The sequence below is a fragment of the Massilia sp. UYP34 genome (genome assembly GCF_056279385.1).
This window is the reverse complement of the sequence record NZ_JBWBRF010000003.1, coordinates 94,748-107,107: the sequence shown is the minus strand read 5'-3', so window position 1 is coordinate 107,107 and position 12,360 is coordinate 94,748. Positions and strand designations below refer to the sequence as shown.

Annotated in this window: 14 protein-coding genes; all 14 read left to right on the top strand. The window is 65.1% G+C overall.

Annotated features, from left to right (window positions below):
* Positions 1-38: 38 nt before the first annotated feature.
* Positions 39-659, top strand: a complete 621-nt coding sequence (gene flhC / locus ACZ9AQ_RS07135; RefSeq protein WP_429203378.1) for a flagellar transcriptional regulator FlhC — start codon at positions 39-41, stop codon at positions 657-659.
* Entirely contained in the window at positions 619-1,434 is an 816-nt protein-coding gene (locus ACZ9AQ_RS07130) for a methyltransferase domain-containing protein (protein WP_429202987.1), read from the top strand. The genes flhC and ACZ9AQ_RS07130 overlap by 41 nt, the downstream gene beginning before the upstream one ends.
* Positions 1,435-1,581: 147 nt before the next feature.
* Positions 1,582-2,436, top strand: coding sequence for a flagellar motor stator protein MotA (gene motA, locus ACZ9AQ_RS07125; protein ID WP_429202986.1), 855 nt, complete (start codon positions 1,582-1,584; stop codon positions 2,434-2,436).
* Between the two features lie 52 nt (positions 2,437-2,488).
* Entirely contained in the window at positions 2,489-3,421 is a 933-nt protein-coding gene (gene motB / locus ACZ9AQ_RS07120; protein ID WP_429202984.1) for a flagellar motor protein MotB, read from the top strand.
* A gap of 26 nt (positions 3,422-3,447) precedes the next feature.
* The gene (locus ACZ9AQ_RS07115) at positions 3,448-3,996 is read left to right on the top strand and encodes a chemotaxis protein (RefSeq protein ID WP_429202982.1); all 549 of its coding nucleotides are present in this window, start codon (positions 3,448-3,450) and stop codon (positions 3,994-3,996) included.
* A 68-nt stretch (positions 3,997-4,064) separates the two neighbouring features.
* Positions 4,065-4,430, top strand: coding sequence for a response regulator (locus tag ACZ9AQ_RS07110; RefSeq protein WP_005666664.1), 366 nt, complete (start codon positions 4,065-4,067; stop codon positions 4,428-4,430).
* 48 nt (positions 4,431-4,478) lie between these two features.
* Positions 4,479-6,665 (top strand): chemotaxis protein CheA, encoded by a 2,187-nt coding sequence (cheA, locus tag ACZ9AQ_RS07105; RefSeq protein WP_429202981.1) that lies wholly within the window; start codon positions 4,479-4,481, stop codon positions 6,663-6,665.
* A gap of 11 nt (positions 6,666-6,676) precedes the next feature.
* Positions 6,677-7,180 carry a chemotaxis protein CheW gene (locus tag ACZ9AQ_RS07100; RefSeq protein WP_005666668.1) on the top strand — a complete coding sequence of 168 codons (504 nt, stop codon included), beginning with the start codon at positions 6,677-6,679 and terminating at the stop codon, positions 7,178-7,180.
* A 92-nt stretch (positions 7,181-7,272) separates the two neighbouring features.
* Entirely contained in the window at positions 7,273-8,127 is an 855-nt protein-coding gene (locus ACZ9AQ_RS07095; protein WP_429202980.1) for a CheR family methyltransferase, read from the top strand.
* A gap of 15 nt (positions 8,128-8,142) precedes the next feature.
* Positions 8,143-8,742, top strand: coding sequence for a chemoreceptor glutamine deamidase CheD (gene cheD / locus ACZ9AQ_RS07090; RefSeq protein ID WP_429202979.1), 600 nt, complete (start codon positions 8,143-8,145; stop codon positions 8,740-8,742).
* Positions 8,743-8,780: 38 nt separating this feature from the next.
* The gene (locus tag ACZ9AQ_RS07085) at positions 8,781-9,845 is read left to right on the top strand and encodes a protein-glutamate methylesterase/protein-glutamine glutaminase (RefSeq protein ID WP_429202978.1); all 1,065 of its coding nucleotides are present in this window, start codon (positions 8,781-8,783) and stop codon (positions 9,843-9,845) included.
* Positions 9,846-9,986: 141 nt separating this feature from the next.
* Positions 9,987-10,385, top strand: a complete 399-nt coding sequence (cheY, locus tag ACZ9AQ_RS07080) for a chemotaxis response regulator CheY (RefSeq protein WP_005666673.1) — start codon at positions 9,987-9,989, stop codon at positions 10,383-10,385.
* Position 10,386: 1 nt separating this feature from the next.
* Entirely contained in the window at positions 10,387-11,028 is a 642-nt protein-coding gene (gene cheZ / locus ACZ9AQ_RS07075) for a protein phosphatase CheZ (RefSeq protein WP_429202977.1), read from the top strand.
* Between the two features lie 43 nt (positions 11,029-11,071).
* Positions 11,072-12,286, top strand: a complete 1,215-nt coding sequence (locus tag ACZ9AQ_RS07070; RefSeq protein ID WP_429202976.1) for an EAL and HDOD domain-containing protein — start codon at positions 11,072-11,074, stop codon at positions 12,284-12,286.
* Positions 12,287-12,360 lie beyond the last annotated feature (74 nt).

Below are 12,360 nucleotides of genomic sequence, written 5' to 3'. Positions count from 1 at the left end.
GGAACAGTGCATGAGCAACGAATCATGAGCAACGAATGGTGAGTAAAAAGAGCGTCGTATCCGAAGCACAGGAAATCCAGCTCGCGATCGAACTGATCAACCTGGGCGCACGCCTGCAGTTGCTGGAGACCGAGGTCTCGCTGTCGCGCGAACGCTTGCTCAAGCTGTACAAGGAGCTCAAGGGTGTCTCTCCACCCAAGGGCATGCTCCCGTTCTCCACCGACTGGTTCCTGACCTGGCAACCGAACATCCATTCCTCGCTGTTCATGAACATCCACCAGTTCCTGGTGGAGCATGCCGGCGCTTCCGGCATCCATGCCGTCATGAAGGCCTATCAGCTCTACCTCGAACAGATGCCGCCGGCGCCGGGCGAAGAACCGCTGCTGTCGCTCACGCGCGCCTGGACCCTGGTGCGCTTCTTCCAGAGCGGCATGCTGCTGCTGGCCCCGTGCAGCCGCTGCCAGGGCAGGTTCATCGTCAACGCCCTCGACCTGAACGCCGACTACCTGTGCGGCCTGTGCCACATGCCTTCGCGCGCCGGCAAGACCCGCAAGGCCAGGGATGCCCGCGAAGCGGCCGAGCGCGCGGTCGCGGCCGCGGCCGATGACGTGGCGGATGATGCGGCCGAGGACAATTCCCCAGGCCGGGACAGCGCCTGATTTGGCGCGTCGCTCCTGCCTGCGCTTTCTGGGTTTTCCCGCGGTCCGGGCGCTCCTGATCCAGGCCGCCGCCTTTCCCCTCACGCTCGCCGTCGTCTACCTGCTCGCCAGCAATGGCCTGGATTTGTCGCATTGGCACGTCGCCCTGGTGCAGGGCGTGCTCGCCGCGCTGCTGTCCTGGTGGCGCGGCCTGGCCAGCTGGTGGCGCGCGATCCAGTTCGGCTTTGCGCCGGCAGTGCTGGGCGCCAGCGCGCTGGCGATCCCGCCGGCCGTCTTCCTCGCCGTCTTTTTGTTCCTGCTGCTGCTGTACTGGTCGACCTACCGCACCCAGGTGCCGTACTACCCGTCCGGACCCCGGGTGTGGGCGGCGGTCGCAGAGGTGCTGCCGCAAGGCCGGCCGCTGCGCGTGATCGATATCGGCAGCGGCGTCGGCGGGCTGGTGCTGGCGCTGCAGCGGCGCCGGCCGGAGTCGAGCATCGAGGGCATCGAGCTGGCGCCGCTGCCGTGGCTGGCCAGTCACCTGCGCGCGCTCGCCGCCCGTAGCCGCGCGCGCTTCATCTGCGGCGACTACGAGCAACTCCACCTGGGCCACTACGACGCAGTGTTCGCCTATCTGTCGCCTGCCGCGATGAGCGCGCTGTGGCGCAAGGCTGCGCGCGAGATGCGGCCCGGATCGACGCTTTTCAGTTACGAATTCGTCATCGAAGACCGGCCCCCCAGCCGCGTCGTCCATCCGGTCCCGGAAGGGCCGGCACTGTACATGTGGGACTTTTAGGCGACAAATGGTGAGTATGCGGGGTGGTTTTACTTGCCCATAGGCCATTCTCCAGCTAGAGTAGTTCCCTGAATAAACTTTTTCTGAAATTACCGGTTTTGGGTCCTCAAGGCGAGGTCGGAACGGGCTTTTCTGGAGCTAAATCCCTTGCTAGTGATTGTTGGTTACATCATCGTCTGCGCCTGCGTGTTTGGCGGGTTTGCGCTCGCCGGCGGCCACCTGGCGTCGCTATGGCAGCCAATCGAGCTCCTGATGATCGGCGGCGCCGCCTTTGGCGCGTTCTTTGTCGGCAATAACGGCAAGTCGATCAAGGCCACCATGAAGGCCTTCCCCAGTGTCTTCAAGGGTTCCAGGTACACCAAAGACATGTATATGGAGCTGATGGCACTGCAGTTCGACGTGCTGTCGAAGGTGCGCAAGGAGGGCCTGATGTCGATCGAGGGCGACATCGAGGCGCCCGAATCGTCGGCGTTGTTTTCCAGGTATCCGGCGGTGCTGGCCGACCATCACATCATCGAGTTCATGACCGACTACCTGCGCCTGATGGTGTCGGGGAACATGGATGCGATGCAGATCGAAAACCTGATGGACAACGAAATCGAGACCCACCACCACGAGGGCGCCGTGCCGGCCCACGTGATCGCCAAGATCGGCGACGGCCTGCCGGCCTTCGGCATCGTGGCGGCGGTGATGGGCGTGGTCCACACGATGGAATCGGTCGGCCTGCCGCCGGCCGAGCTGGGAATCCTGATCGCTAAGGCGCTGGTCGGCACCTTCCTGGGCATCCTGCTGGCCTATGCCTTCGTCAGCCCGCTGGCGAGCGTGCTGGAGCAGAAGCTGGAAGAATCGAGCAAGATGTTCCAGTGCGTGAAAGTCACGCTGCTGGCGAGCCTGAACGGCTATGCGCCGGCGCTGGCGGTCGAATTCGGCCGCAAGGTGCTGTACTCGACCGAGCGTCCGACGTTCGCCGAGCTCGAAGAGCACATCAAGAAGAAGAAGTAAGCCGCGATGACCGCATTCGACTCTACCCCAGGCTGCATCAAGCGAGGCGCGCATGGCTGACGACAGCGGGCGGCCGATCGTCGTCAAGCGCATCAAGAAGGTGGCCCGCGGCCACCATGGCGGCGCCTGGAAGATCGCCTACGCCGACTTCGTGACGGCGATGATGGCGTTCTTCTTGCTCATGTGGCTGCTGGGCTCGACCGCCAAGGGCGACCTGGTCGGCATTGCCGAGTACTTCAAGACGCCGCTGAAGGTGGCGATGGCGGGCGGTTCCGGCTCGGGCGACTCGTCGTCGGTGATCAAGGGCGGCGGCGAAGACCTGACCCGGACCCAGGGCCAGGTCAAGCGCGGCGACTCGGTCCCCGAGAACAAGACCTATGACCTGCAGGCGGCCAGGGCCGCGCTGGCGCGCGAGGAGAGCTTGCGCCTGCAGACGCTGAAGGCGCGCATCGAGTCGGCGATCGAGGTCAATCCGATGCTCAAGAAGTACCAGAACCAGCTGCTGCTCGACATCACCAGCGAAGGACTGCGCATCCAGATCGTGGACGAGAAGAACCGCCCGATGTTCGCGCTGGCCAAGGCCGAACTGCAGCCGTATACCAGGGAAATCCTGCACATCATCGGCATGGTGCTCAACGAGGTGCCGAACAAGATCGGCATCTCGGGCCATACCGATTCGACGCCGTACTACAGCGATGCCGGCTACAGCAACTGGGAATTGTCGGCCGACCGCGCCAACGCCTCGCGCCGCGAGATGGTGCTGGGCGGCCTGCAGGACGACAAGGTGCTGCGCGTGGTGGGCCTGGCCTCGGCCGCCCACCTCGATGCGAAGGACCCGTTCAATCCGGTCAACCGCCGCATCAGCATCATCGTCATGAACAAGCGCACCGAGGACGCGGTCCGGCGCGACGCGGCGACGCTGGACGTGCCGGCGGCGGATGCGGTGGGCGCGGCCAGCGCCACGCTGGAAGCGGTGAAGAAATAGGCCAGGGCAGGACTGGAGAGAGTGAAATGACAAGAAAAAAAATACTGGGATCGCATGTCAAGCGCCTGCTGTCGGGCGTGTCCATGCACGGGCGGCGCCACCTGACCGAGGTCGAGACCGACCTGCTGCAGACCGAACTGCTGCTGGAAGAGGCGATCGACAAGCTGACCGCCAGCTTCACGGCGGTGCACGCGGCGGTCGGCGCGCGCCAGGAAGCGATCGAGCGGCTGCTGGAGGGCGGTGCGCTATCGCTTGAAGATCGGTCTTTGCTGTCGTCGATGTCGTCCGACGTGGGCGCGCACGTGAACACGGCGATCACCAGCATGCAGTTCCAGGACATGACGGCGCAACTGATTGAACGTACACTGCGGCGCGTGGCGGGCCTGCGCGACTTCCTGGGCACGCTCAGCGAGCATGGCGCCGACATCGCACCCGAGACCGACGGCGACGAGATCGTCGAGCGGCTCGGCAAGGTCAGCATGGCGCTGGCGATCCAGTCGCTCGAACTGCGCAGCATGCTGCGCCGCTCGGTCGAACAGAAGCACCTGGAAAGCGGCGACGTCGAGCTGTTTTGAGCGCTGTTGGCGTATTAACGAATCATTCAACTGGCGTGAAGCCGGATACAAAATAGCAGGAGCAAAAAATGGCAAAAACGATTCTCGCGGTCGACGATTCCAGTTCGCTGCGCCAGATGGTGGCGTTCAGCCTGAAGGCGGCTGGCTACAACGTGGTCGAGGCGGTGGACGGCCAGGATGGCCTGGACAAGGCCAAGCTGCAGAACGTCGACCTGGTGCTGACCGACCAGAACATGCCGAAGATGGACGGCCTGCAACTGATCAAGACCTTGCGCACCCTGCCGGGCTACGCCAAGACCCCGATCCTGATGCTCACCACCGAATCGTCGGACGAGATGAAGAACAAGGGCCGCGCCGCCGGCGCCAATGGCTGGCTGGTCAAGCCCTTCGATCCGCAGCGCCTGATCGAGGTGGTCAAAAAAGTGATCGGCTGACGCCATGCGCGACGCCCTGACCATGCTTTCACCCGAGCGGACGGCAACATGACCATCGACATCAGCCAGTTTTACCAGGTCTTTTTCGACGAGGCAGAAGAACTGCTCGCCGAAATGGAACGCCTGCTGCTGGGGGTCGACGTCGCCGCGCCCGATGCGGAAGACCTGAACGCGATCTTCCGCACCGCCCACTCGGTCAAGGGCGGCGCATCGACCTTCGGCCTGACCGATATGTGCGACGTCACCCACGTGCTGGAGTCGCTGCTGGACCGCATCCGCAAGGGCGAGATGGCGCTGACCTCGAACCACGTGGACGCCTTCCTGGCAGCCAAGGACGGGCTCAAGATGCAGCTCGACGGCCACCGCCACGGGGCCGCGGTCGACAACGAGGCCATCGCCAACGTGCGCATGGCCCTGCACGACCTGGCCGAGGGCCTGGTGCCGGCCGCGCCGGTGGTGGCGCCGTCCTACCTGACGGCCAAGCCGCGCGCCGAGCACCAGATCGAAGGCGCGCACCGCTACAAGATCGAGCTGCCGCAGGTGGCCCAGCGCGACATCAACGCGCTGGTCGACGAACTCGGGCTGATGGGCCGCGTCTCGGTGGCGCCGCTCGAGGGCGGGCGCACGGCGCTGATCATCACCACCCACGAGAGCCTGGACGACATCATCGCGATCTGCTCCTTCGTGCTCGAGCCGAGCGACCTGAAGATCTTCGAGGCGCCGGCGCTCACGCCGGCGCAGCGCGCGATCGAGGCGGCCGAGCGCAAGCGCATCGAAGATGCGCAGGGCTACGGCTTCTTCGGCCCCGACGACGACGTCGGCCCGGCCGGCGGCGAGCCGTCGGAGGACGATCTCGGCTACGGTTTCTTCCAGCCGATCGAACAGATCCGCGCCGCCGCAGGCATCGTGGCCGCCGCGCCGGAACCGGCGCCCAGCCTGCCGGCCCAGGCCTCCAGCCAGGCGCTCAGCGTGGTCGAGCACCTGGCCGAACTGAGCGCCGAGAAGAAGGCGGCCAAGAAGGACGCCCAGTCCGAATCGTCGTCGATCCGGGTCTCGGTGGAAAAGGTCGACCAGCTGATCAACCTGATCGGCGAGCTGGTGATCACCAACGCCATGCTCGAGCAGCGCAGCACCGTGCTCGACCCGATCCTGCACGAACGCCTGCTGTCGTCGGTGAGCCAGCTGGGCCGCAACACGCGCGAGCTGCAGGAAGCCGTGATGTCGATCCGCATGATGCCGATGGACTTCGTGTTCTCGCGCTTTCCGCGCATGGTGCGCGACCTGGCCAGTAAGCTCGGCAAGAAGGTCGACTTCATCACCCACGGCGCGGCCACCGAGCTGGACAAGGGCCTGATCGAGCGCATCGTCGATCCGCTGACCCACCTGGTGCGCAACTCGATCGACCACGGCATCGAAATGCCGGCCGCGCGCGTCGCCGCCGGCAAATCGGAAGCCGGGCGCCTGTTCCTGTCGGCCGGCCACCAGGGCGGCCACATCGTGATCGAAGTGGCGGACGACGGCGGCGGGCTGAATCGCGAGAGGATCCTGGCCAAGGCGGCCGCGAACGGCCTGGCGGTCTCCGAGACGATGAGCGACCCGGAAGTCTGGCAGCTGATCTTCGCGCCCGGCTTCTCGACCGCCGAAGTGGTCACCGACGTCTCCGGCCGCGGGGTCGGCATGGACGTCGTCAAGCGCAACATCACCGCCATGGGCGGCACGGTCGACATCCGTTCGGCGGCCGGTTTCGGCACCACGATCTCGATCTCGCTGCCCTTGACCCTGGCGATCCTGGACGGCATGTCGATCAGGAGCGGCGACGAAATCTACATCCTGCCGCTGTCCTTCGTGGTCGAGTCGCTGCAGCCGGCGCCCGAAGACGTGCGCGAGATCGCCGGGCGCGGGCGCGTGCTGAAGGTGCGCGGCGAATACCTGCCCCTGATCCCGCTGCACCAGATGTTCGACATCGCGCCGCGCCACCGCGAGCCGAGCGACGGCATCGTCGTCATCCTCGAGACCGAGGGCAAGAAGGCGGCGCTGTTCGTGGACGAGCTGGTGGGCCAGCAGCAGGTGGTGGTCAAGAACCTGGAAGCGAATTACCGCAAGGTGGCCGGCATTTCCGGCGCAACCATCATGGGCGACGGCGGCGTCGCCCTGATCCTCGACGTGGCGGCGCTGGTGCGTTCATCGCGTCAGCTGGCCGACGATCCCGTCGTTCCATCAATTTTTACTCAATAAGAAGGAAACCCATGTCCAACCTGGCAAACACCACCTCGGCTGACGGGACCGCGAACGACGGCGCCGGCAACGAATTCCTGGCCTTCACACTCGGCTCCGAGGAATACGGCATCGACATCCTGAAGGTGCAGGAAATCCGCGGCTACGAAGCGGTGACCCGCATCGCCAACGCACCCGAATTCATCAAGGGCGTGATCAACCTGCGTGGCATCATCATCCCGGTGGTCGACATGCGCATCAAGTTCAACCTGGGCACCCCGGTGTACGACCAGTTCACCGTCGTGATCATCCTGAACATCGGCGGGCGCATCATGGGCATGGTGGTCGACAGCGTGTCCGACGTGACCACCCTGACCGCCGACCAGATCAAGCCGGCGCCGGAGATGGGCACCGCCTTCAACTCCGACTACATGATCGGCCTGGGCACGGTCGACGAGCGCATGCTGATCCTGGTCGACATCGACAAGCTGATGTCCTCGGGCGAGATGGGCCTGATCGACAAGCTGGCCGCCTGAGAAAGCAGCTGCGACGGCGGCGGCATGCAGCATCCACATCGGACCGCGTCAATCGTGGCGCGGACCACATCAGCATTCAGAAGGCAGGACACGTGCCGCAGCAGAAAACAGAGACGGTCAAGGAATTCGACTTCACGCGCCGTGACTTCGAACGGGTACGCGCGCTGATTCACCAGCGCGCCGGCATTTCGCTGGCCGACAGCAAGCAGGAAATGGTTTACAGCCGCCTGGCGCGGCGCCTGCGCGCGACCGGCATCCAGTCGTTCGCGACCTACCTGGACGACCTGGAAGCGGGCCGCATGGACCGCGAGTGGGAATCGTTCACCAATGCGCTCACGACCAACCTGACCTCGTTCTTCCGCGAGGCCCATCACTTTCCGCTCCTGCTCGAGCACCTGGTCGCGGCGCGCAAGAAGGACACCCGTCCGCTCACGATCTGGTGCTCGGCGGCGTCGACCGGCGAAGAGCCGTACTCGATCGCGATGACGGCCTGCGAGGCCTTCAACAGCTTGACCCCGCCGGTGCAGATCGTCGCCACCGACATCGACACCAACGTGCTGTCCACCGCCGCCAATGGCGTGTACCCGATGGAACGGCTCGACAAGATGGCGCCGGAGCGCCTGCGCCGCTTCTTCTTGAAGGGCAAGGGCGCCCACGAGGGCATGGCGCGCGTGCGCCCCGAGCTGCGCAACCTCGTCACCTTCAAGCAGCTCAATCTGCTGGCCGACGGCTGGCCGCTGGAAGGGCAGTTCGACGCCATCTTTTGCCGCAACGTGATGATTTATTTCGACAAGCCGACCCAGCGCACCATCCTGGGCCGCTTCGTGCCGCTGATGAAGCCGAATGCGCTGCTGTTCGCGGGCCACTCCGAGAACTTCCTGTACGTGTCGGATGCGCTGCGCCTGCGCGGCAAGACGGTGTACGAACTCGATGGACGCAGTGCCTAAAGGCGTGAGACGACCATGAACAGCCAGTTCGCCACCAATCTCTATCACGACCGCACCTTCAACGTCGACGCGGCCAAGATTCTCCCGGGCGAGTATTTCTATACCGGCAAGGACATGCTGATCGCCACCGTGCTCGGCTCCTGCGTCTCGGCCTGCATCCGCGACCGCCTGACCGGCCTGGGCGGCATGAACCATTTCATGCTGCCCGACGGCGGGGCCGACGCCGGCAACAACCCGGTCTCGGCCTCGATGCGCTACGGCTCGTTCGCGATGGAGATCCTGATCAACGACCTGCTCAAGGCCGGCGCCAGACGCGAACACCTGGAGGCGAAGGTGTTCGGCGGCGGCGCCGTGCTGCGCGGCTTTACCGCGATGAACGTCGGCGAGCGCAACGCCGCCTTCGTGATGCAGTTCCTGAAAACCGAACGCATCCCGGTGCTGGCCGAAGACCTGAACGACATCTATCCGCGCAAGGTGTTCTTCTTCCCGCGCACGGGCAAGGTGCTGGTCAAGAAACTGATGCAAACCCACAACGAGACGCTGGCGAAGCGCGAGCTCGACTACGCCAAGCGACTCAAGGTCGAACCCGTCGGCGGCGCCATCGACCTGTTCTGACCCGCATGTTTACCTGTATCGACCTGAAAGGGAAAGCCATGAAGACCAAGGTGCTGATTGTCGACGACTCCGCGCTGATCCGCAGCGTGATGAGCGAGATCGTCAATTCCCAGCCCGACCTCGAAGTGGTCGCCACCGCGCCCGATCCGCTGGTCGCACGCGATCTGATAAAAAAACACAATCCAGACGTATTGACCCTCGACGTCGAGATGCCCAAGATGGATGGCCTCGACTTCCTGGAAAAGCTGATGCGCCTGCGGCCGATGCCGGTGCTGATGGTGTCCTCGCTGACCGAGCGCGGCTCGGAAATCACGATGCGCGCGCTCGAACTGGGCGCGGTCGACTTCGTGACCAAGCCGAAGATCTCGATCCAGACCGGCATGCGCGAGTATGCCGACATGATCGCCGACAAGATCCGCGCCGCCGCGCGCGCGCGCATCGCGCCGCGTTCGCGCACGCCGCAGGCAGCCAGCGCGCCGCTGTCGGCCTTGCGCAGTCCGCTAATTTCTTCGGAGAAACTGATCATCATCGGGGCCTCGACCGGCGGCACCGAAGCGATCCGTGAATTCCTGATGCAGATGCCATCCGACTGTCCGGGCATCCTGATCGCCCAGCACATGCCGGAGGGCTTCACCAGTTCCTTCGCCAAGCGCCTCGATTCGCTGTGCAAGATCAGCGTGGTCGAGTCGAGCGGCAACGAGCGGGTGCTGCCCGGCCACGCCTACATCGCGCCGGGCCACTCGCACCTGCTCCTGACCCGTTCCGGCGCCAACTACATGACCCGCATCGAGCAGTCGCCGCCGGTCAATCGCCACCGTCCCTCGGTCGACGTGCTGTTCCGCTCGGCCGCGCAGGCGGCCGGCAAGAATGCCGTTGGTGTTATCCTGACCGGCATGGGCAAGGACGGCGCGGCCGGCATGCTCGAGATGCGCGAGGCCGGCGCCCACAACTTCGCGCAGGACGAAGCCAGCTGCGTCGTGTTCGGCATGCCGCGCGAAGCGATCGCCCTGGGCGCCGCCCACGACGTCGGCCCCTTGCAGGCCTTGCCGCGCATGGTGCTCGAGCATCTGGCGGCGCAGGGCAGCCGGGCGTTGCGTGTTTGATCCGAATTAGTGATGAAGACCTGCTTTAGGGGCTATTTTATCGCCGTGAGGCAACAAAAATGCTATTCTTGAGCCTGTTATTGAGCCCATCAGGGCAGCTCACCCAACAAACCACAGTATAAGATTCAAACGGAGTTATTCATGGCTGATCCAAAGATGCGTTTCCTGGTTGTTGACGATTTCTCGACGATGCGCCGCATCGTCCGGAATCTGTTGAAAGAACTGGGTTATGCCAACGTCGACGAGGCAGAGGACGGCGTGATGGCGCTGGCCAAGCTGCGCAGCGAATCGTTTGACTTCGTGGTGTCGGACTGGAACATGCCGAACATGGACGGACTGACCATGCTGCAAAACATCCGCGCCGATCCCGCGCTGGCCAAGCTGCCGGTGCTGATGGTGACCGCGGAAGCGAAGAAAGAGAACATCATCGCCGCCGCACAGGCAGGCGCCAGCGGCTACGTGGTCAAGCCGTTCACGGCCGCGACCCTCGACGAGAAGCTGAACAAGATCTTCGAGAAACTGGATAAAGCCGGAGCCTGAGATGGGTGAGATGAACTCGGTGATCGACGCCGGGGCCGCCTCGAACGAAGAGGTGCTGAGCCGGATCGGCCACATGACCCGCGCGCTGCACGAAAGCCTGCGCGGGCTCGGACTGGACAAGTTGATCGAAAAGGCGGCGAGCGACATCCCCGATGCGCGCGACCGCCTGGACTACGTGGCGCGGCTGTCGGAACAGGCGGCCAAGAAGGTGCTGGACGCGACCGACGCGGCAGGTCCCCTGCAGGACGCGATCGAGACCCGCGCGGTCGAGTTGTCGGGCGGCTGGCAGGCGTTGCTGGACAATGGCGCGAGCGAGGCCGAATGGCGCGCGATGGCCCAGCGCACGGTCGCCAGCATGAACGAGTCGGCGGCCGGCGCGGTCGCCACGCGCGCCGAGCTGATGAACATCATGATGGCCCAGGACTTCCAGGACCTGACCGGCCAGGTGATCGGCCGCATCACCGGCATCGCGCAAAACCTCGAGAAGCAGCTGGTGCAGGTGCTGATCGATTTCGCGCCGAGCGAGATCAAGCGCGAGCTGGACAACGGCCTGCTGAACGGTCCGCAGATCAAGCCGACCGGCGCCGACGTCGTGGCCAACCAGGGCCAGGTCGACGATCTGCTCGACAGCCTCGGGTTCTGAGCCGGCGCCGCGCATTTGCCGGCCACTCTACTTACGCGCCTCCATGCATCACACCAACTTCATCGTCCGCGAGCCGCTGCTCGACCCCAGGCAGCGCGTGCTCGGCTATGAACTGTCGTGGCAGCAGCACGACGGACGCATTCCCACCGACCAGGACCTGGAAGGGCTGGTCGGTTTCGTCGCCGAGCACGTCAACCACCAGGACCATGGCTGGCTGCTGCGCGACAAGATCCTGTTCCTCGACGCGGTGCCGGGCATGCTGTCGCTCGATGCCCTGCACGCGCTGCCGCCGGAACGCACCGTCCTCACCTTCGACATCCGCCAGCTGGCCGACCTCGACGTGCGCTCGGCCGTGCAGGCCGTGCGCGCCGGCGGCGTCGGCATCGCGATCCGCGGCTGCGACCTCAACCTGCTGGGGCGCAACCTGTCGCCTTACGCGTCCTATCTCGAGGTGCGCTTCAGCGGCGCCGACGTGGCCGAGCAGGCCCGCAGCTATGCCGCGGCCAAGCATTCGGCGCTGCGCATGGTGGGGCGGCCGGTGGGCACCTGGGCCGACTTCGACGCCTGCGCCGCGCTCGGCCTGGACGCGTTCGTCGGCAAGCTGCACCTGACGCCGCGACCGGGCAACCCGGTCAAGGGCATGAACCCGACCCAGAGCGTGATCCTGCAGCTGATGCAGCTGGTGCAGACCAACGCCGACCTGCCCAAGCTCGAAAGCGTGCTGAAACGCGATCCGGCCCTGACCTACAAGCTGCTGCGCTACATCAATACCGCGGGCTTCGGCGCCGGGCGCGACGTGCAGTCGCTGCGCCAGGCGATCTCGCTGCTGGGCTATGCGCCGCTGTACCGCTGGCTGGTGCTGCTGCTGGCCACGGCCAGTGCGAGCGGCTATTCGCCGGTGCTGATGGAGACCGCCGTGGTGCGCGGGCGCCTGGCCGAGTTGCTGGGGCAAAAGTATCTGGGCAAGGGCGAGGCCGAGAACCTGTTCGTGGCCGGCATGTTTTCGCTGCTCGACCGGCTGCTGGGCCTGAGCATGCAGCAGGTGCTCGAGACCATCCAGTTGCCCGACGGGGTGGTGCAGGCGCTGACCGGGCGCGAAGGGCCGTATGGGCCCTACCTGGCGCTGGCCGAAGCCTGCGAGCTCAACTCGAACCTGGTGGCGTCGCTGGCCCATGGACTCGCGATCACGCCGTCCGAAGTCAACCAGGCCCACCTGTCGGCGCTGGCCTGGGCGCAGAGCGTCGCGGTCGAGGCCTGACCTTCTCCTTATACGGCCCGGCTGGATAGCCGGCGCCGCCCCCCGCAGCCGTACTGCCCATGTTCCCGCGCCGG